The organism is Siccirubricoccus soli (assembly GCF_024178315.1).
Classification (GTDB): domain Bacteria; phylum Pseudomonadota; class Alphaproteobacteria; order Acetobacterales; family Acetobacteraceae; genus Siccirubricoccus; species Siccirubricoccus soli.
The window spans coordinates 1-20,116 of sequence record NZ_JAMZIK010000083.1 but is presented as its reverse complement, the minus strand read 5'-3'; the positions used below and the strand labels follow the sequence as shown (position 1 = coordinate 20,116).

The following is a 20,116-nucleotide window of genomic DNA, read 5'->3' as shown; positions in this document are numbered from 1 at the left end:
CCGGACGGCCGCGAGACGGCTTTCCGGTAGCGCTGGGTCTCAGGCCGAAAGCGCCTTCTGGAACTCGGGCGGCGCCGTCCGCTCCCGCTTCGCCAGCAGCTTGTTCAGCGCGTGCACATAGGCCCGGGCGGCAGCCACGATGGTGTCCGTATCGGCACCCTGGCCATCCACCAGCTTGCCACCTTCCTCCAGCCGCACCGTGACGCGCGCCTGGGCATCCGTGCCACCGGTCACGCTCTGCACCGCGAAGAGCTTCAGCGCTGCGTCATGCGGGAAGGCCTGGCGAATGGCGATGAAGGTGGCATCCACCGCGCCATCGCCGGTCGCCATGCCGTCGCGCCGCTCGCCATCCACTTCCAGCGCCAGGGTCGCCATGGGCCGCACGCCGAGGCCGGTGGCCACCGTCAGCCCGGCCAGCTTCACCCGGTCATTGCCGCGAACGACCTCGTCATCCACCAGCGCGGCCACATCCTCGTCGTAGACCACCTTCTTGCGGTCGGCGAGTTCCTTGAAGCGGCGGAAGGCGTCGTTCACCGCGTTGTCGCCCAGGTCGCCATAGCCCAGCGCCTTCAGCTTGTCGCGGAACGCCGCCCGCCCGGAATGCTTGCCCAGCACCAGGGAGTTGGTGGACCAGCCGACGCTCTCCGGCGTCATGATCTCGTAGGTCGAGGCGTCCTTCAGCACGCCATCCTGGTGGATGCCGCTCTCATGCGCGAAGGCGTTGCGACCGACGATCGCCTTGTTCGGCTGCACATCGAAGCCGGTGATGGTGGCCAGCAACCGGCTCGTCTTCAGGATGCGCTGGGTGGTGATGCCGGTCTTGAAGGGCAACGCATCATGGCGCGTGCGCAACGCCATCGCCACCTCCTCCAGGCTGGCATTGCCGGCCCGCTCGCCAATGCCGTTGATCGTGCTCTCGATCTGCCGCACCCCAGCCTGGATGGCGGCCACGGTGTTCGCCACCGCCATGCCGAGGTCGTTGTGGTTGTGCGCGGAGAGCACGACCTTCTCGATGCCTGGCACCCGGTTGCGCAGGTCGCGGAAGATCCGCGCCATGTCCTCCGGCATTGAGTAGCCGACGGTGTCCGGGATGTTGATGGTGGTGGCGCCGGCCTTGATCGCCGTCTCGACGCAGCGGCAGAGGAAGTCGGGATCGGTGCGGCTGCCATCCTCGGCGGACCATTCCACGTCCTCGGCATGGCTGCGGCCGAGCGTCACGCTGCGCTCGATCGCCTCCAGCACCTCGTCGCGGCTCATCCGCAGCTTCACCCGCATATGCAGGTCGCTGGTCGCCAGCACGATATGCACGCGCTTGCGGGCGGCGGGCTTCAGCGCCTCACCGGAGGCGTTGATGTCGGCGGCATTCGCGCGCGACAGGCTGGCCACCACGGGGCCATCCTTTGAGAATTTGCGGGCGATGGACTGCACGCTCTCGAAATCGCCAGGCGAGGCGATGGCGAAGCCGGCCTCGATGACGTCGACGCCGAGCTCGGCCAGCGCCTCCGCCATCCGCAGCTTCTCCTCGATGTTCATGGAGAAGCCGGGCGACTGCTCGCCGTCCCGCAGCGTGGTGTCGAAGAAGATGATGCGGTTGTCGTCCAGCGTGCCGAAGCTGGGATGGGTGATGGCCATGGTGACGTTCCTTCGTGACGATGCCGGAAAGCGGCGCGCGCTGCGCCCCAGGATCCCCTGAGCGAAGCCCGGCGGTCAGCCGGCCGTCACGCCCAGGGGCGGCTAAGTCGAAGGAGAAGGAGGCCGGGCAGCGGGCGCGCACCGGCAGCGGCGGCGGAGCCGCGGCTGGGGCCGGCAAGGATGGTGCGCGGGGTCATGCCCAGGCACCCTATACTGGCGCCGCCGCGGGGCGCAAGGGGGGTTGGGGCGGGGGCGGCTCAGCCGGCCTGCGGCGGATGCGTCGCCAGCCAATGCCGCGCGATCTCCGCCCGACGGCAGACCCAGACATCCTTGTGCTTCGCCACATGGTCCAGGAAGCGCGCCAGCGCCGCCGCCCGCCCCGGCCGTCCGACCAGCCGGCAATGCAGCCCGACCGACATCATCCGCCCGCCCTCGCGGTAGAGCGTGTCGAAGGCGTCGGTCAGGTACTGGGTGAAGCCGTCGGGCGCGGTGAAGCCGGGCGGAACCGCGAATTTCATGTCGTTGTTGTCGAGGGTGTAGGGCACGACCAGCAGGGGCTTCCCGGCCGCCTGTACATAATAGGGCAGGTCGTCGGCGTAGCTGTCACTGTCGTACAGGAAGCCGCCATGCTCGGCGACCAGGCGGCGGGTGCGCAGGCTGATGCGGCCGGTATACCAGCCGACCGGGCGCTGGCCGGCGATGCGCTGGATCACCTCCACGCAGCGGGCGATCTCGGTGCGTTCCTGCGCCTCCGGCATGGTGCGGTAGTCGATCCAGCGCCAGCCATGGCTCGCCACCTCATGCCCCGCCGCGGCGAAGGCGGCGCCCACCTCCGGGTTCAGCTCCAGCGCCCGGCCGACGGCATAGATGGTCAGCGGCAGGTTGCGCTCGGCGAACATCCGCAGCACGCGCCACACGCCGGCACGGGCGCCGTAGTCGAACTGGCTTTCGGTGGAAAGGTCGCGTTCCGGCCGCGGCGTGCCGCCAGGGACTTCGTGCAGGTAGAGCTCGCTGCCGGCATCGCCGTTCAGCACGGTGTTCTCCGCCCCTTCCTCGTAGTTCAGCACGAAGGAGAGGGCGAGCCGCGCCCCGCCCGGCCAGCGCGGATCGGGCGGCGCTGCGCCATAGCCGCGGAAGTCGCGGGGATGCTCGGTCTCGCCGGCGAGGATCTGCGGGGGCTGGGTCATGGCGCAGGGAGCCTCCCCTGCCCTCACCCGCCGGGTCAAGCGGAGCGTTTCAGCGCCTTCACCAGGTAGCTGACGCGAAGGCCGAGCCAGCCCGGCGCCCGCGTGCTCGACGCCGCCACGTGTTCCGGCTTCGTGGCAGAGGCTTCGGCCACAGGGGCGGGCCAGGGCAGGCCCGCCCCGCGCGCCTCAGTTCTTCGCCTTGTCGACCAGGGCGTTCTTCTTGATCCAGGGCATCATGGCGCGGAGCTTCTCGCCCACTTCCTCGATCGGATGCTCCGCCAGGCGGCGGCGCGTCGCCTTGAAGCTGGCCTGGTTCACCCGGTTCTCCAGCATCCAGTCGCGGGCGAAGCGGCCGGACTGGATGTCCTCCAGCACCCGCTTCATCTCCGCCTTGGTCTCGGCGGTGATGATGCGCGGGCCGGTGACGTACTCGCCATACTCCGCGGTGTTGGAGATGGAGTAGTTCATGTTGGCGATGCCGCCCTCATAGATGAGGTCGACGATCAGCTTCACCTCGTGCAGGCACTCGAAATAGGCCATCTCCGGCGCGTAGCCGGCCTCGACCAGCGTCTCGAAGCCCGCCTTGATCAGCTCGACCAGGCCGCCGCAGAGGACGGTCTGCTCGCCGAACAGGTCGGTCTCGCATTCCTCCTTGAAGGTGGTCTCGATGACCCCGGCGCGGCCGCCGCCGATGGCCGAGGCGTAGGAGAGCGCGATCTCCAGCGCGTTGCCGGAGGGGTTCTGCGCCACCGCCACCAGGCAGGGCACGCCGCCGCCGCGCTGATACTCGGAGCGCACGGTGTGGCCCGGGCCCTTCGGCGCGATCATGAAGACGTCGAGATCCGGGCGCGGATCGAGCAGGTTGAAATGCACGTTCAGGCCATGGGCGAAGGCCAGCGCGGCGCCTTCCTTCATGTTCGGCCCCAGCGCCTCACGGTACAGGTCGCCCTGCAGCTCATCCGGGGTGAGGACCATCACCACATCGGCCCACTTCGCCGCCTCGGCCGGGCTCATCACCTTGAAGCCGGCCGCCTCGGCCTTCTTCCAGGAGCCGCCCTGGCGGACGCCGATCGCGACGTCGGCGCAGCCGGAATCGCGCAGGTTCATGGCATGGGCATGGCCCTGGCTGCCGAAGCCGATGATCGCGACCTTCTTCGCCTTGATCAGATTCACATCCGCATCGCGGTCGTAATACACGCGCATGGCTGCGCCTCTCCTTCTGTGTCTCTCTCGGGTTTCAGGACTGCAGGCTGCGCGGACCGCGCGCGATGGCGACCACGCCAGTGCGGGTGACCTCGGCGAGGCCGATCGGCCGCATCAGCTCGATGAAGGCGTCCAGCTTGTCGCCCGCCCCCGTCATTTCGAACACCAGGCTTTCCGTCGTCGCATCCACAACGCGGGCGCGGAAGGCATCCGCCAGGCGTAGCGCCTCCATGCGGTTCTCGCCCTTCCCCACCACCTTGATGAGCATCATCTCGCGCGCGAGATGCGGCCCCTCCAGCGTGAGGTCGGCGACCTTGTGCACCGGCACCAGGCGGTCGAGCTGCGCCTTGATCTGCTCGATCACCATGTCGGTGCCGCTGGTGACGATGGTGATGCGGGAGAGGCGCCGCTCGGCATCCACCGGCGCCACCGTCAGGCTTTCGATGTTGTAGCCGCGGCCGCTGAACAGGCCGACGACGCGGGCCAGGATGCCGGCCTCGTTCTCCACCAGCACGGCGATGGTGGCGTTGCGGAAGCTGGGGTCGATGGAATCAGGCATGAAGCGGTTCTTCGGGCATGGGGTTGGGGTTGGCATGGCCCGCCCCCGCCCACCCTCCCCCGCTGCGCGGGGCGGGCAGGCCGGGGCGCTGGCCCGGCGGCTGGGCCGGCTCGCTAGACCAGCACCTTCCCCTCATCGGTCACGCCCGCGACACCCCCGCTCTGCCCGGCGCCGAGGATCATCTCGTTGTGCGCCGCGCCGGAGGGGATCATCGGGAAGCAATTCTCGTCCTTTGCCACGGCGATATCGGCAATGACCGGGCCCGGGATCGCCAGCATCTCGCGGATGCCGGCATCCAGATCCTCGGCCCGCGTCACGCGGATGCCGCGGGCGTGGAAGCTTTCCGCCAGCTTCACGAAATCGGGCAGCGCGGCGGAGTAGCTTTCGGAGTAGCGGCTGCCATGCAGCAGCTCCTGCCACTGCCGCACCATGCCCATGTACTCGTTGTTGAGGATGAAGATCTTCACCGGCAGCCGGTACTGCGCCAGGGTCCCCATCTCCTGGATGTTCATCAGGATGGAGGCCTCGCCGGCGATGTCGATGACCAGCGCGTCCGGATGCGCGATCTGCACGCCCATGGCGGCGGGCAGGCCATAGCCCATGGTGCCGAGGCCGCCGCTCGTCATCCAGCGGTTCGGCTTCTCGAAGCCGAAATACTGCGCCGCCCACATCTGGTGCTGGCCGACCTCCGTGGTGATGAAGGTATCGCGCCCCAGCTCCCGCGTGATCTCGTGCAGCCGCTTCACCGCATGCTGCGGCTTGATGATGCTGCCTTCCTGCCGGTACTGCAGGCACTGCTTGGCCCGCCACTGATCGATCTGCCGCCACCACTCGGCCATGGCGTTGCGGTCCTGCGGCTGCGGATCCGCCTGCCAGCATTCCAGCAGCGCCTTCAGCACTGCGCCGGCATCGCCGACGATCGACACGTCCACCTTGACGTTCTTGTTGATGGAGGAGGGGTCGATGTCCGCGTGGATCTTCTTCGAGTTGGGCGAGAAGGCGTTCAGCCGCCCGGTCACCCGGTCATCGAAGCGCGCGCCGATATTCAGCATGACGTCGCAGCCATGCATGGCGAGGTTCGCCTCATAGGTCCCGTGCATCCCCAGCATGCCGAGGAATTGCGGGTCGCTCGCCGGGAAAGCGCCGAGGCCCATCAGCGTATTGGTGCAGGGCATGCCGGTGAGGCGAACGAATTCCGTCAGCAGCCGCGACGCTTCCGGCCCCGCATTGATGACGCCGCCGCCGGCATAGAGGATGGGCCGCTTCGCCCCCTTCAGCAGCGCCACGGCCGCCTTGATCTGCGCCGGATCCGGCTCCGTCTGCGGGCGGTAGCTGCGGTGCTCGGTCTTCGGCGCCTCGGTATAGGGGCCCTTGCCGATCAGGATGTCCTTCGGCAGGTCGATCACCACCGGGCCCGGCCGGCCGGATTTCGCCACGTAGAAGGCCTCGTGCACCGTGCCGGCCAGCTTGGTGATGTCCTTCACCAGGTAGTTGTGCTTGGTCGCGGGGCGGGTGATGCCGGTGGTGTCCGCCTCCTGGAAGGCGTCGTTGCCGATCAGATGCGTCGGCACCTGGCCGGTCAGGCAGATCACCGGGATGCTGTCCATCAGCGCATCCACCAGCCCAGTCACGGCATTGGTCGCGCCGGGGCCGGAGGTGACCAGCACCACGCCCACCTTCCCGGTGGAGCGGGCATAGCCCTCCGCGGCATGCACCGCCGCCTGCTCATGCCGCACCAGGATGTGGCGGATGGCGTTCTGGTGGAAGATCGCGTCGTAGAGCGGAAGTACGGCGCCGCCCGGATAGCCGAAGATGACCTCTACGCCATTGTCCTTCAGCGCCTGCAGGACGATCTCCGCACCGGTCAGGGTGCGGGCCTCATTCCGGGTCTGGGTGTTGGACATGGCGGTTTCCTTGAAACAGATCGCCGCGCCGGGAGGACCCGGGCCGCGGCGATAGAGGACGGTTAGACCTCCAACTGCACGGCGTCAACGCCGCCCCTCAACAAATGCGAAGATTTCGCCCATTTCGCTTTCCGGAAATTGCGCGAATCCCCCGATTCGAGCATGGATGATATGCATGTCCTGCGTATCGGCCAGGGGATGATGGCGGAACCAAGTGGTTTGGCGCTTGGTGTACTGGCCGGTGTTCAGCACCGCCCGCTCTCGCGCCGCCTCCAGGCGCATCCGCCCGGCCAGATGCGCCGCCAGCTCCGGCACCCCATGCGCCCGCATGGCCGGCAAGCCGGGGTCCAGCCCCTGCGCGACCAGCGCCCGCACCTCCTCCAGCGCACCGCCCGCCAGCATGGCGTCGAAGCGGCGCGCGATCGCCGTCCGCAGCGCCTCCCGCGGCGGATCCAGCAGGATGGCGGCGAAACGGTAGGGCGCCGGCGGGTGAAGAGGTGCCGCCTCCTGCCATTCCACCAGGCCACGCCCGGTGCCGCGCCACACCTCATAGGCACGGGCGATACGCTGGCTGTCGCTCGGCCGCAGCGTGGCGGCGGTGGCCGCATCCAGCCTGGCATGCAGCGCCGCCGGCCCCTCCGCCGCCAGCAGGCGGCGCGCCTCCTCCCGCGCCCAGCCCGGCACCGACGGAAGCGCCGAGAGGCCCTGGCGGAGCACCGCGAAATACAGCCCGGTGCCGCCGCAGAGGATGGGAAAGCGCGCCGCCGCCATCTCCGCCAGCGCCCGTTCCCGCCACCAGGCGACGCTCGCCGCCTCCGCCGCCGGCCGCACCCCATAGAGGCGATGCGGCACCCTTGCCTCCTCCTCCGGCGTCGGCCGCGCCGTCAGCACCCGCAGCTCGCGGTAGAGCTGCATCGAATCCGCATTGATGACGGTGCCGCCGAAGCGCTCGGCGATCGCCAGGGCGAGGGCGGATTTGCCGCTGGCGGTCGGGCCGGCGACCAGCAGAGCGAGCGGTTGCGTCACGCCCGCCCCCCCGGCATATCCGCCGCGCCATGTCCCAGATCCTGACCCTCGTCGCGCCCGCGGGCGGCCTTGCCGCACCGGACCTCGCCCGCCTCCGCAGCGCGCTGGAGGCGCTGGGTGCCCTGCCCGGCACGCCGGACTGGCTCTCCCCCGGGGAGGCGGCGGACCTGCCCTTCACCGGCCTCGCCGCCGACCAGGCGATGGCGGTGGCGCGCCGCGCCCTCGCCGGCGCCCCCGTCGATCTCTACGCCCAGCCCGCCGAGGGCCGCCGCAAATCCCTGCTGCTGGCCGACATGGACAGCACCATCGTCACCAGCGAGACGCTGGACGAGCTGGCCGCCTATGCCGGCTTGAAGGAAAGGATCGCCGAGATCACCCGGCGCTCGATGAATGGGGAGCTGGATTTCCGCCAGGCGCTGGTGGAGCGCGTGGGCATGCTGGCCGGCCTCCCGACCGAGGCGCTGGAGCGCACCTGGGCGGAGACGCAAGTCACGGCGGGCGCCGCCGCGCTGGTGGCGACCATGCGGGCCAATGGCGCGCATTGCGCCATCGTCTCGGGCGGCTTCACCTTCTTCACCGGCCGGGTGGCGGACAAGCTCGGCTTCCATGCGCATTACTCCAACACCCTGCTGGTGGCGGATGGCAAGCTGACCGGCAAGGTGGGGGAGCCGATCCTCGACCGCGACGCCAAGCTGGCCACGCTGAAGCGGCTGGCCGCCGAGCTTGCTCTGCCGCTCTCGGCGACGCTGACGGTGGGCGACGGCGCCAACGACCTCGCCATGATCCAGGCGGCCGGGCTCGGCGTCGCCTTCCGTGCCAAGCCGGTGGTGGCCGCGGCGGCGCGGGCGCGGGTGGACCATACCGATCTCCGCGCCCTGCTCTTCTTCCAGGGCTACCGCGCCGCGGAGATCCTCCCGGGCTGACCCCTCTCGACGCGGCCATCCATCGCTAGAGCATGCTGCGTTCGCTTGCGCTCACGCAGCATGCTCCAGGCCGTTGTTGTGCGAGCATCTTCCCGCGTTCAAATGATTCCATCTGAACGCGATCAGCTCTAGCGCGACAAATGGAGGAATGCCGCGGATGATTTGCGACCGATCAAGGTGCCGGTGGGCGTCGCCCTCGTTGCCATGAATGCGCCGCTGGTGAACGCCCAGGGCTAGCCGTTCAAGGAGGAAGTAGCGCTCGCTTCGACCGCATCGGCAAGCGCGACGACATCCGCTGTGCGGTGCCGATCGACGCCGGCCGCGTCGTCTGCGCCGGCGCCGGCGCCGGCGCCGGCGCCGGTCTGCAGGACCGCGCCGCCGACGCCGCCACCCGGGCCACGGGCTGCACCCCGAACGGGATGCTTGCCGGATCCGACGCTGCCGCAGCCGCCCCGCTTCAGTCGGCGAATTCCCACCCCGCCGGCTTCCGACCGAGCCACCGCTCCGCCTCGCCCGCCCAGTGCGTCACCCCGTGTCGGTCGATGCCCCAGGCGGCGCCGACACCCTGCACCTCAAGCCCGTCCGCGGCGCGGGCGCGGTAGCCGATATGGTGATGGCCATGCACGATCAGCCTGGCGCCCATGTCGCGCGCCAGCGCCTCGATGACCGTGAGGCCGGCAGGGTGGCTGCTCGGCGCCTCATGCGTCACCAGGATATCGGCCCGCTGCGCCGCCAGCGCCGCCACATCCTCTGGCCAGATCGCCAGGGTGGCGAGCGAGGCGCGCAGCGTGGCGCGCGCATCCTCCCGCCATTCCGGGCCGAGGGACGTGATGTCGTCGTCGAGCTCCGCTCGCGCCTGCAGCCGTGGCGGCGCCGGCGGCAGCCAGACCCTCGCGCGGAAGGTGCCGCCGAGCCCCGCCACGCGCAGGCCGCCGATCCGCGCCACCCGCCCATGCAGTGCGCCCGCGGCGGTGATGGGGTTCAGCGCCGGATCGGCAAGGTTGGCCCACATGCCCGGGCCGCCATCGGCATCGTGGTTGCCATGGATCCAGTGCAGCCGCGCGCCGGCGGCAAGGATGGGCGCCACCAGCGTGTCCAGCGGCGCATGGCATTCCATGTCACCCAGCAGCACCACATCCTCGGGCGGGCGATCCAGGCGGGCGAGGCCCCGCTCCACATGCTCCCAGCGGCGGTGGATATCGCCGACGAAGATCAGATCACGCCCTCCTCGGCCAGCGCCGCCACCTCGGCCTTGCTGTAGCCCAGCATCTCCCCTAGCAGGCGCTCATTGTCCTCGCCATAGCCCGGCGCCCCGCGGCCGGTAATGCCGGCGGCATGGCCGGGCGTGGCGGAAAGCTTCACCGCGGGCAGTTCCGTGACCGGCCAGCGGCCGATCTTGGTGCCCTCGATCTCGGTCAGCCAGCCCAGCGCGGCGAGCTGCGGGTCGCGGTCGCAGCGATCCTCGGCATTCTGGCACACCCCGGCCGGCACGCCGGCCGCTTGCAGGGCCAGCATGGCGGCATGCGCCTCCTGCGTCGCCGTCCATTGGGAGACGGCGTCCTCCAGCGCATCCTGATGCAGCAGCCGCGCGGCGAGGGACGCGAAGCGTGGGTCCTCCAGCCAATCCGCGCGGCCGGCGAGGCGCGCCAGGGAATGCCACTCGGCCTCGGTGAAGCAGGCGATGGCGAGCCAGCGATCCTCCCCCGCGCAGCGGAAGGCGCCATGCGGCGCCGCCGGCTTGTAGGGGGAGCGGTTGCCGATGCGCGTCCAGATCCGGCCATTCGCCGCATGGTCCAGCACTGGCACGGCGCCGAGCATGATGCCGGATTCGCATTGCGAGCTGTCGATCCACTGGCCGCGCCCGGTGCGATCCCGATGGAAGACGGCGCCGAGAATGGCCATGCAGAAGCCATAGGCGCCGATCCAGTCGAGGTAGGAATAGCCCCAGCCGGCCGGCATGGCGGGCTCCGGCAGGCCGGACATCTCCGCCGTACCGGCGAAGGCGGCGGCGACCGGGCCGATGGTACGGAAGCGGCCATAGCGGCCGATCGCGCCCATGCCGCTCTGCTGCACATAGATGATGTCCGGCCGGATCGCCTTCAGCGCCTCGTAGCCGAGGCCGAGGCGTTGCAACACGCCGGGGGAGAAGCCCTCCGCCACGATGTCGGATTGCGCGATCATGCGCCGCGCGATCTCGAGGCCCTTCGGGTGGCGGATGTTGAGCGAGAGGCCGCGCTTGCCGGCATTCTTGTTGTTGAACTGTCCGCCCATGTCGGGGTCCGAGACCGGCGGCAACGGCGCTGTCGCCGCATCGCGGGCGGCGCGGCCGCCAATCGGCGCCATGGCGGCGAGGCGGGTGTCGGGATTCTCCTTCCACTCCACCTTTATGACATCGGCGCCGAGCGCCGCGGCCAGGCGCGTACCGCCGGCCGAGGCGAGGAACCAGGAGAAGTCGAAGATTCGCACGCCCTGCAGCGGGAACGCCTTGCCATGGGCGGAGAGCTTCGGCGCCGCGCCGCTGCGCGGCCGCGCCGGCACGCTGGCGGCGCGCGGCGCGAAGCGATACCCGTCATGCTCACCGAGCCGCGGCGCGCGGCTGCCGGGCAGCCAGCGCGTCTCGGTCGAGAGCCAGCGGCTGACCGGGTAGCTGAAGCTGCGCCCGTGCTCAGGATGCGCGACCTCCGCGAAGGTGCCGCGGGCCTGCCAATGCGCATCCGCCACATTCTCATGCGGCTTGCGCAGCGGCGCCCAGAGCAGCCCGGCGGCCTGCGCCTCCCGCCAGGGCAGGTCCATATAGGTATGGGCGCGCATGAAGCGCTGGATGACTTCCAGGATATGCGCCGCCTTCTCGTTCGGCCCGGCCGAGCCCGGCACGTTCCGCGCATGGCGGTCGGCATCCTTGCCCGGCGCCACGAGGTCGGCCTGCATCCCGTAGCCTTCGAGGAAGGGCACGAGATTCGCCTGGTCCCGCACCGAGACGCCGGTGGCGATGCACCAGCGGCCATCCTTGGTGTGGCCGATGGTGGGCGTATGCGTCGGGTGCTCGCCGGCGTGGCGGCAAGTCATGCGGAACAGCGGCGCCCGCCGCATCACCCAGGACATGACGTCCAGCTCGGGATTCTTCGACGCCGCCTCATGCACCGCGCAGGAGAGGTCCTGGCCCTCCCCCGTATGCAGCCGGTGGATCAGCGCGGCGAGGATACCGACGAGAAGCTGTTCCCCCGCGATGTGGTAGGCGTGCCAGAGCTGCGGCGCGATCGGCGGCAAATCGTAGCGCAGCGCCGGATCGGGGTCGTAGCCGCAGTTCATCATGATGCCGCTGAGGGCGAGGTGGATCAGGTCGCTGCCCTTGAAGTCCTTCCACGGCCCATCGTCGCCGAAGGGCGTCATGCGCGCGATGAGCAGCCGTGGATGCTTCGCCCGCAGCGCCGCCACGTCGAGGTCGCGACGGGAGGTCAGCAGGATATCCGCCTCCGCCAGCAGCTCCGTGGTCTCCACGCGGCCGATGACGGAACGCTTGCCGCGGTTATAGGCCCAGAAATGCAGGGAACGTTCGGGCCCGGGCTCATCCCCGAGGAACGGCCCGATGCGGCGGGTCGGCGCGCCCTCGGGCGGCTCCAGCTTCACCACCTCGGCGCCGAGGCCGGCGAGCAGCAACCCGCAATACTCGGCCGTCTCGTCCGCCTCCTCCACCACGCGGATGCCGGCCAGCAGCCCCGGCGCATCCTCGGGCAATTGCCCCGGCAGCGCGCTCATGCCGGGCGGAACTTCGGCAGGGTGGTGGTCTCGTCCACCGCCTCGAAGCTGACCTGCAAGGGATCGCCGATCTTCAGCGACTCCGGCTCCGCGCCGATGAGGTTGCTGAGCATCAGCGGCCCTTCCTCCAGCCCCACCAGGATGACATTGTAGGGCAGGTCGTCGCGGAACCCGTCCCAATAGGCGCGGTGGAAGCGCACCCAGGAGAGCAGCGTGCCGCGGCCGGAGGCCGGCGCCCAGCTCTGCTTGTCGGACAGGCAATTGGGGCAGATAGGCGCGCCCGGGTAGTGCTGGTGCGCGCAATCGTCGCAGCGCTGCACCGTCAGGCGGCCCTCGCGGGCAGCCTCCCAGAAGCCCCGGCTGATGTGGTCAATATGGGGGCGCGGCTTCATCGTGGACATCCGCCGTCTCCTCAGCCGGGCGTGTAGATGATGGAGCGGGAGCAGGGGGTGGCGGCGACGAACTGCACCACCTCGGCATCCTTCACCTGGCGCTCGCCGCATTGGCCGCGGATCTGCCGCACCGCCTCCACATTCAGCGCCCAGCCCTGCATGTAGGAGCAGGAGAGATGCCCGCCATCCGTATTGGTCGGCAGCCTGCCGCCGAGCCGGAGCGTGCCGCCCTCGACGAAGGCGCCGCTCTCGCCCTGGCCGCAGAAGCCGAGTCCTTCCAGGCTGAACAGCACGGTCGGGGAGAAATTGTCGTAGCACATCAGCGCATCGACATCCTGTGGCCCGACGCCGGCCATGCCGTAGGTCTGCACCGCCACGTCGCGCACCTCGTCATACCAGAAGTTCAGGTCGAAATTGGCGATGGAGCTCTGCCTGTAAGCTTCCCGCGCACCGAAGCCGGAGATCAGCACGGGCTTTTGCTTCAGGTCGCGGGCGCGCTCCTTCGTCGTCAGGATCAGGCAGACGGCGCCGTCATTGATCAGGCAGTAATCCAGCAGCCGCAAAGGCTCGGTGATCGGCCGCGCCGCCTCATGGTCCTCGATGGTGATGGGCTGCTTCATCACCGCATCCGGGTTGAGGCCCGCATGGTGGCGGAAGGCAACGGACACCTCCGCAAGCTGCCGCGTGGTGGTGCCATAGAGCGCGCGGTGGCGCTGGAACATCAGCGCATGCGCCGCGCCGGGGGAGGTGAATCCGAAGGGGTCCCAGACGCCCGGGCTTTCCTCGCCGCCATAATTCAGCCGGCGTGATCGGCCGATATTGGCGTAGATCAGCGCGGCGTAGTCGCACAGCCCGGCATCCAGCGCCGCCGCCGCCTCGATGATCGCCATCGCCGACATCCGGCCATGCGGCGGGAACTGCACCGTCCAGCGCGGCGCCAGGCCGAGGATCTCGCCCATCCGCGCGTAATAGGGCACCCGGCAGACGGCCAGCCCATCCACCTTGTTCTTGTCCAGCCCGCAATCCGCGATGGCGCGGCGGAAGGCCTCTGCGCCCAGGCCGTAATCGTCGGTATGCGGGAAGTTGCCGTAGGCGGTGTTGCCGACGCCGACGACCGCGATCCGGTCGCGCAGCTTGTGGAAGGCGTTCATGGCGCGGCCCTATCGCTGGTAATTCAGCTTCAGCCCCGGCTCCGACCAGCGCATCTGGCCGAGCTTGCCCTCGCCCGAAAGCGTGATGGTCGCGGTGCGCATGTCGTCGCCACCGAAGCAGATATTGGTCGGATGGGTATCCGGCATCGCCACCTGGTCCAGAATGCGGCCATCCGGCGCGAAGACGGTGATCTTGCCGGTCACCAGCGTGGCGACGCAGATGTTCCCGGAGGCCGTCACCGCCAGGCTGTCAAACCTGGAAAAACCCGGCGCGGCGCCGAGGAAGCGCCCGCCATGCGGCGAGGGGAAGGGCTGCTTCTTCAAGACGCCCGGGCTTTCGATATCGAAGGCCCAGAGCCGCGCCGGCTCGGTATCCGCGACATAGACGGTCTTCTCATCCGGCGAGAGGCCGACGCCATTGGCGCTGAGGATCGGGTAGGCGATCTCCTTCACCGCGGAGCCGTCCGGCATGGCGTAGTACAGCCCGCCATGGTCGCGCGAGGTGTGGTAGCGCTTGCCGAGATCGGTGAAGTAGAAGCCGCCATGGCGGTCGAAGACCAGGTCGTTCGGCGCCGAGAGCTTGTGGCCGCCCGCCTCCTTGTAGAGCAGGGTGCGGGCGCCGGTCTGCGGATCGACGCGCTCCACCGAGCCGTATTCGTAGTCGTCGGACGGGCCCTGGCCCATGAAGCTGCCCGGCAGGTACTTGCTGCCGCCATTGTTGCAGAGGATGAGCGAGCCATCCGGGGCGCGCGCCAACCCGTTCGGTCCGCCGCCCGGCTTGCCGAGGCGCGTCACCTTGCCGTCCGCATCGACGCGCGTCACCCAGCCGCCATTGATCTCCGTCAGGATGATGGAGCCATCGGCCATCGCCACCGGCCCCTCCGGAAAGCCGAGCCCGCTGGCCAGGATGCGGATGTCGCTCATCGCCGTTTCCCCCATGGTGTTCTTGGCGGCCTATCGTCGCCGGATATGCCCTGCGGTCAAGCCGTGGCCTGCCGGTCCCTTGCCTGGACGCGCAGGCATGGCTGGGGCAGCATCCACCGCAACGAGATATGGAGGAACGTCCATGCTGACCCGCCGCGCCCTGCCGCTGGCCGTCGCGCCGCTGCTCACTGCCCGCCAGGCTGCTGCCCAGCCCTGGCCGTTCAAGCCGCTGCGCATGCTCATTCCCTGGCCGCCGGGCCAGGCGACGGATGTGATCGGGCGTCTCATCGCGAATGTGCTGAGCGGGCCGCTGGGCCAGCCCGTGGTGCCGGAGAACCGCCCGGGCGCCGGCGGGATGATCGGCACGGATCTCGTCGCCAAGGGCCCGGCCGACGGGCATCTGCTGCTCTCCGCCTCGATGGGGCCGATCACCTTCGCGCCGCTGGTGAACCGCACGCCCTATGACGTGGAGAAGGAGCTGGCGCCGGTCGTCTCCTTCGGCGCCGCGCCCTACATGCTGCTGGTGAAGCCGGGCTTCCCCGCCACCGATGCGCGCAGCTTCGTCCGGCTGCTGAAGGCCAATCCGGGGAAGTACACCTACCCCTCCTCCGGCATCGGCGGCGCGCAGCACCTTCTCACCGCGGTATTCAACGCCAAGGCGGGGATCGAGGCGCTGCACGTGCCCTTCCAGGGCAGCGGGCCGGCGCTTTCGGCGCTGCTGGCGGGGCAGGTGGACTACGCCATCGATACGCCGGCGGCGGCCAACGCCCTGGTCCGCGACGGCAGCCTGCGGGTGCTGGGGCAGAGCCTGGCGCGGCCCAGCGCGCTGATGCCCGGCGTGCCGCCATTGGCCGAGGCGGCGGATGTGCCGGGCTACGACATCGGCGGCTGGAACGGGCTGATGGTGGCGGCCGGCACGCCGCGGCCGATCATCGACCGGCTGTTCCAGGAGGTGAAGGCCGGCCTCGCCACCGCCGAGTTGCGCGAGCGCTTCGCCAGCATCGGCGTGGAGGTCGACCCGCAGGGGCCGGAGGCGTTCGGCGCCCAGCTGCGTGGCTTGTGGACGCTGTTCCGGCCCTTGATCCAGCAGCTTGGGATCCGGGCGGAATAGGCGGCCGCGGGGGGGGGGGTGCCCCCCTCAGGGCCGAAGGATCGGCGGAACCCCTGAAGTCAGGTCGGGCAGGTCCTACCTGTCGACCCTGTCCAGCACCTCGCCCTTGAAGCGCTCCATCTGCTCGGCGGCGAGGTCGGCATCCTGGCCCTCGAAGTCGAAGTCGAGGCCGGTGACGCCGATCTTCCGTAGCGCCTCGATGTCCCGCAGCACCTGGTCGATGCTGCCGGTGAAGAGGCGCCGATTGCCGTCGCTGGCTGGCGGTGCCTCCTGCCCGTGGCGCTTCACCCGGTACACCACGCCGACCGAGGCCGGGTCCCGCCCGGCCGCCGCCGCCAGCTTGCGCAGCTTGGCGATCCCCGCCTCCAGCCGCGGCAGCGTGTCCAGCAGGTGCGCGTTGTTGCTGCCGATCGGGTACCAGGCATCGCTCACCCTCGCGGCCCGGCGCATGGAGGGCCCGCTCTCGCCCCCCACCCAGATCGGCGGGTGCGGCCGCTGGACGGGCTTCGGGTCGAAGACCAGATCCTGGTAGCGGACATACTTGCCCGCGATCGCCGGCTTCTCCTGCGTCCAGAGCAGGCGGAAGGCGTCCAGATACTCGTCCGTCACCGCCCCGCGCTCGGCGAAGGGGGTCACCGCCACCGTCTCCAGTTCCGGCTGCAGCCAGCCGGCGCCGACACCCACCGTCAGCCGGCCGCCGGAGAGCACGTCGATGGTCGCCAGCATCTTCGCCGTCAGCACCGCCGGCCGGTGCGGCACCACCAGCACCGCCAGCACCAGGCGGATGCGCTCCGTCTTCGCCGCCACCCAGGCGGCGGCGGTCAACTGCTCGTGCCGCCGGCCGGGGTCGGGGGAGTAGAAGGCGCCGCTCTCCGAATAGGGATAGCCGGGTACGCTGGTATCCGGCAGCACCACATGGTCGGTCAGGGTCAGGTAGTCGAAGCCCAGCCGCTCGCCGAGCTGGGCCATGCGCTGCATCGTCGCCGGCGCCGCCATCGGGCCGCTGACCGGCAGGTTGAACCCGATCAACATCGCTCGCTTCCCCCTCTGGTCGTTGTCCCAAAGGCTGCCGGAACCGGGGACCGCCGTCACCCCCTGTTGCGCCACCTGAAACCCTGTCAGGATCGGTTCCGAAAGCGGCCGGCACCAAGCAGGCGGCGACGGGAAACGTATCAAGCATGCTGCATGGCTGGGTCCTGCGGCAGGGAAGGCGCGCGCCATGGACGCGCTGATCCTGCTCGAGAACACGCTGAATGCCTGCGTCGCGGGCCTCGTCATCGGCTGCATCTACGGGCTGATGTGCGTCGGGCTCAGCCTGATCTTCGGCATCATGCGCGTCGTGAATTTCGCCCAGGGCGACCTGCTGATGCTGGGCGCCTATGCCGCCTTCTACCTGGTGGCGGGCTGGGGCGTGCTGGCCTTCCTCGGCCCCGCCGCGGGGCCCTTCGTTGCCGCGGTGCTGGCCGGGCCCATCGTCTTCGCCCTGGGCTGGGTGCTGCACCGCTTCCTGCTTGCCCGGCTCTCCGGCCTGCGCACCGCCGGCAGCCTGGATGAGGGGCATTTCGGCCAGCTCATCGTCACCCTGGGCGTGGCGCTGATCCTGCAGAATGGCGGCCAGATCCTGTTCGGCTCCACCCCGCGGGCGGTGACGACGCCGCTCTCCTCCTCTGCCTGGCTGATCGAGATCGGCATCGGCGACACCACCATCTTCCTCAACAAGGCGCGGTTGATCGCCTGCCTGCTCTCCATCGCCACGGTCATCGGCCTCTGGCTGCTGTTGGACCGCACGCGGCTCGGCCGGGCGCTCAGGGCGGCGGCGGACAACCCGACGGCCGCGACCTATATGGGCATCGATGTGGACCGGGCGCATCGTGTCGCCTTCGCGCTCGGCAGCGGCGTCACCGCCATCGCCGGCGGGCTGGTCGCCAGCTACCTCTCCTTCACGCCCTTCATGGGACTCGACTTCGTCGTCATCATGTATGCCGGCGTGGTGCTGGGCGGCATGGGCAGCCTGCTCGGCGCCTTCTGGGGCGGCGTCACCATCGGCTTCGTGCAGCAATTCTCGGCGCTGGCGCTGCCGCCGCAGTTGCAGAACGCGACGATCTTCGTGGTCTTCCTGCTGATCGTGGTGCTCAGGCCGCAGGGCCTGTTCGGCCGCTCGGCGGACCGGGCGTGAGGAGGGCGGCATGAGACCCGGCGCCCTCCCCCGCCTCCGTCGCGACGCCTTCGTCTTCGCCGCGCTGCTGGCGGCCTATCTGCTGCTCTCCGGCTTCGTCACCAACAGCTACTACCAGCTCATGCTGACCCTGGTGCCGATCTGGGCGGTGATGGGGCTCTCCTGGAACCTCTTCTCCGGCTATGTCGGGCTCATCAGCTTCGGCCATGCGGTGTTCTTCGGCATCGGCGCCTTCACCGTCGCCCACGGCATGGGCGGCTGGGGGCTGACGCCCTGGCTCGGTATCCCACTCGGCGCGCTGCTCGGCGCCATCGCTGCGGTGTTCATCGGGCTGCCGACCTTCCGGCTGCGCGGGCATTATTTCGCCCTCTCCATGCTCGCCTTCCCGCTGGTGCTGCTCTATGTCGCCCAGTTCCTCGGCTGGCAGGAAGTCTCGCTGCCGATGAAGCGGGAAGAACCGCTGCTCTGGCTGCAATTCACCGATCCGCGCGGCTTCACCTGGGTGGCGGTCGGGCTGCTCGTCCTGGCCTTCGGCATCTCCCTCGCGGTCGAGAATTCCCGCTTCGGCCTGACGTTGATGGCGATCCGGCAGAACGAGCTGGCGGCCGAGGCCTCCGGCGTCAATCTGCGGCAATGGAAGATGCTGGCGCTGGTGCTCAGCGGCGGTATCGCCGCCGCGGCCGGCGGACTCTATGCCTGCATCCTGCTGGTGGTCACGCCGGAAGCGGTGTTCGGCATGCTCACCTCGGCCCAGGCGCTGACGGTTGCGCTGTTCGGCGGCGTCGGCACCGTCTGGGGGCCGCTGGTCGGCGCCGCGGTGCTGATCCCGCTGGCGGAGACGCTGCATGCCGAGCTCGGCAACATCATCCCTGGCATCCAGGGGGTGGTCTATGGGGTCGCCATCATCGGCGTGATGCTGCTGGCGCCGGAGGGCGTGTTCTGGACGCTGCGGGACCGCTTCGCCCGCCCCGCCGTGCCGCCGCCGCCGCCCTTGCGCGCCCCGGCGCCGCTCCGCATCCCGCCGCCTGGCAAGGGCCCGCTGCTGCGCGTCGAGGGCATCGGCAAGAGCTTCGGCGGGCTGCGCGCGGTGGATGACGTCTCCTTCGAGGTCATGCCGGGCGAGATCCTCGGCATCATCGGCCCGAACGGCGCCGGCAAGACCACGCTGTTCAACCTGGTGAACGGCGTGCTGCCCGCGGATGCCGGCACCGCCTGGCTGGATGGCGAAAGGATCACCGGCCGCAAGCTGCACGCCATCTGCCGCATGGGGGTGGGCCGGACCTTCCAGGTGGTGCGCAGCTTTCCCCGCCTGCCCTTGCTCGACAACGTCCTCATCGGCGCCTACGGCGCCGGGCTGACCGGCACCGCGGCCACGGCGGCGGCGGAGGATGCGCTGTTCCGCGTCGGCCTTTCCGCCCAGGCGGCGCGGCCGGCCGGGCAGCTCACCAACAAGGGCCTCCGGCTGATGGAGCTGGCCCGTGCCCTCGCCGGCCAGCCGCGCATCCTGCTGCTGGACGAGACCCTGGCCGGCCTCGGCCGCGAGGAATGCGAGGAGGTGCTGGCGGTGCTGCACCGCCTGCGCGACGAGGGCATGACCATCGTCATCATCGAGCACACCATGCATGCCATGCTGAAGCTCGCCGACCGCTTCGTGGTCATCGACCGCGGCCGCAAGCTGGCGGAGGGCGCGCCGCGCCAGGTGGTGGAGGATGCGGCGGTGATCGAGGCCTATCTGGGCCGCAAATGGCTGGCGAAGACATGCTCGACATAACCGGACTTTCCGTCGCCTATGGCGGCCTCCGCGCTCTCTCCGGCGTCTCGCTTCGGGTGGAGGAAGGGCAGTTCGTCACCGTGGTCGGCCCGAACGGCGCGGGGAAGTCCACGCTGTTCAAGGCCATCTCCGGCATCGTCCCGGCCCAGGCCGGTGGCATCCGCTTCGCCGGGGGGGATCTGCTGGCTCGGCCGGCCGCCGCCCGGGCGCATCTCGGCATCGCTCATGTCCCGGAAGGCCGCCAGGTCTTCAAGGGCCTGACGGTGCGCGAGAATATCGAGATGGGAGCCTATCCCGAGGCCGGGCGGCAGCGCTGGGCGGAGACGCTGGAACGCATCCACGCCCTCTTCCCCATCCTGGCGCAGCGGGAAAGCCAGCTCGCCGGCACCCTCTCGGGCGGA

Annotated in this window: 17 protein-coding genes; 5 read left to right on the top strand and 12 right to left on the bottom strand. The window is 69.9% G+C overall.

All coding sequences use genetic code 11. From position 1 onward, the window contains the following. Nucleotides 1-39 precede the first annotated feature (39 nt). The 6 genes from NJ376_RS13430 to miaA form a co-directional block, all read right to left on the bottom strand. Nucleotides 40-1,632: a 2-isopropylmalate synthase gene (locus NJ376_RS13430; RefSeq protein WP_252953782.1), complete on the bottom strand. Its 1,593-nt coding sequence runs from the start codon at nt 1,630-1,632 to the stop codon at nt 40-42. Nucleotides 1,633-1,889: 257 nt separating this feature from the next. Next, nucleotides 1,890-2,819, bottom strand: coding sequence for an allantoinase PuuE (gene puuE, locus NJ376_RS13425; RefSeq protein ID WP_252953781.1), 930 nt, complete (start codon nt 2,817-2,819; stop codon nt 1,890-1,892). Between the two features lie 186 nt (nt 2,820-3,005). After that, the gene (ilvC, locus tag NJ376_RS13420; RefSeq protein WP_252953780.1) at nt 3,006-4,022 is read right to left on the bottom strand and encodes a ketol-acid reductoisomerase; all 1,017 of its coding nucleotides are present in this window, start codon (nt 4,020-4,022) and stop codon (nt 3,006-3,008) included. A gap of 34 nt (nt 4,023-4,056) precedes the next feature. Next, on the bottom strand, nt 4,057-4,581 hold the full coding sequence (ilvN, locus tag NJ376_RS13415; RefSeq protein ID WP_252953779.1) for an acetolactate synthase small subunit: 525 nt from the start codon (nt 4,579-4,581) through the stop codon (nt 4,057-4,059). A gap of 113 nt (nt 4,582-4,694) precedes the next feature. After that, on the bottom strand, nt 4,695-6,485 hold the full coding sequence (locus tag NJ376_RS13410) for an acetolactate synthase 3 large subunit (protein ID WP_252953778.1): 1,791 nt from the start codon (nt 6,483-6,485) through the stop codon (nt 4,695-4,697). A gap of 84 nt (nt 6,486-6,569) precedes the next feature. Continuing rightward, nucleotides 6,570-7,511: a tRNA (adenosine(37)-N6)-dimethylallyltransferase MiaA gene (gene miaA, locus NJ376_RS13405; protein WP_252953777.1), complete on the bottom strand. Its 942-nt coding sequence runs from the start codon at nt 7,509-7,511 to the stop codon at nt 6,570-6,572. A 29-nt stretch (nt 7,512-7,540) separates the two neighbouring features. Here miaA and serB point away from each other — a divergent pair, with 29 nt between their 5' ends. Continuing rightward, nucleotides 7,541-8,434: a phosphoserine phosphatase SerB gene (serB, locus tag NJ376_RS13400; protein WP_252953776.1), complete on the top strand. Its 894-nt coding sequence runs from the start codon at nt 7,541-7,543 to the stop codon at nt 8,432-8,434. Nucleotides 8,435-8,891: 457 nt separating this feature from the next. On the opposite strand, the gene NJ376_RS13395 is transcribed toward serB, so the two are convergent. From NJ376_RS13395 to NJ376_RS13375, 5 genes are read right to left on the bottom strand one after another with little or no spacing between them, the layout of a single operon-like run. After that, the gene (locus NJ376_RS13395) at nt 8,892-9,647 is read right to left on the bottom strand and encodes a metallophosphoesterase family protein (protein WP_370288257.1); all 756 of its coding nucleotides are present in this window, start codon (nt 9,645-9,647) and stop codon (nt 8,892-8,894) included. Continuing rightward, the gene (locus NJ376_RS13390; protein WP_252953774.1) at nt 9,647-12,190 is read right to left on the bottom strand and encodes a CaiB/BaiF CoA-transferase family protein; all 2,544 of its coding nucleotides are present in this window, start codon (nt 12,188-12,190) and stop codon (nt 9,647-9,649) included. The genes NJ376_RS13395 and NJ376_RS13390 overlap by 1 nt, the downstream gene beginning before the upstream one ends. Next, the gene (locus NJ376_RS13385) at nt 12,187-12,591 is read right to left on the bottom strand and encodes a Zn-ribbon domain-containing OB-fold protein (protein ID WP_252953773.1); all 405 of its coding nucleotides are present in this window, start codon (nt 12,589-12,591) and stop codon (nt 12,187-12,189) included. Before NJ376_RS13385 ends, NJ376_RS13390 begins: the two co-directional genes overlap by 4 nt. 11 nt (nt 12,592-12,602) lie before the next feature. Next, nucleotides 12,603-13,733 (bottom strand): thiolase family protein, encoded by a 1,131-nt coding sequence (locus NJ376_RS13380; protein ID WP_252953772.1) that lies wholly within the window; start codon nt 13,731-13,733, stop codon nt 12,603-12,605. Between the two features lie 9 nt (nt 13,734-13,742). Next, complete coding sequence (locus NJ376_RS13375; protein WP_252953771.1) at nt 13,743-14,657, bottom strand: SMP-30/gluconolactonase/LRE family protein; 915 nt, start codon at nt 14,655-14,657, stop codon at nt 13,743-13,745. 142 nt (nt 14,658-14,799) lie between these two features. Here NJ376_RS13375 and NJ376_RS13370 point away from each other — a divergent pair, with 142 nt between their 5' ends. Next, complete coding sequence (locus NJ376_RS13370; RefSeq protein ID WP_252953770.1) at nt 14,800-15,768, top strand: Bug family tripartite tricarboxylate transporter substrate binding protein; 969 nt, start codon at nt 14,800-14,802, stop codon at nt 15,766-15,768. Between the two features lie 75 nt (nt 15,769-15,843). On the opposite strand, the gene NJ376_RS13365 is transcribed toward NJ376_RS13370, so the two are convergent. Continuing rightward, nucleotides 15,844-16,800 carry a TIGR03619 family F420-dependent LLM class oxidoreductase gene (locus tag NJ376_RS13365; RefSeq protein WP_252953769.1) on the bottom strand — a complete coding sequence of 319 codons (957 nt, stop codon included), beginning with the start codon at nt 16,798-16,800 and terminating at the stop codon, nt 15,844-15,846. 187 nt (nt 16,801-16,987) lie between these two features. On the opposite strand from NJ376_RS13365, the gene NJ376_RS13360 reads away from it, so the two are divergent. The 3 genes from NJ376_RS13360 to NJ376_RS13350 all read left to right on the top strand — a co-directional run. Beyond that, nucleotides 16,988-17,944 carry a branched-chain amino acid ABC transporter permease gene (locus NJ376_RS13360; RefSeq protein WP_252953768.1) on the top strand — a complete coding sequence of 319 codons (957 nt, stop codon included), beginning with the start codon at nt 16,988-16,990 and terminating at the stop codon, nt 17,942-17,944. A 10-nt stretch (nt 17,945-17,954) separates the two neighbouring features. After that, complete coding sequence (locus tag NJ376_RS13355) at nt 17,955-19,715, top strand: branched-chain amino acid ABC transporter ATP-binding protein/permease (RefSeq protein ID WP_252953767.1); 1,761 nt, start codon at nt 17,955-17,957, stop codon at nt 19,713-19,715. Beyond that, nucleotides 19,703-20,116: ATP-binding cassette domain-containing protein (locus NJ376_RS13350; protein WP_252953766.1), on the top strand; the 414-nt coding region annotated here is incomplete at its 3' end. The genes NJ376_RS13355 and NJ376_RS13350, both read left to right, overlap by 13 nt.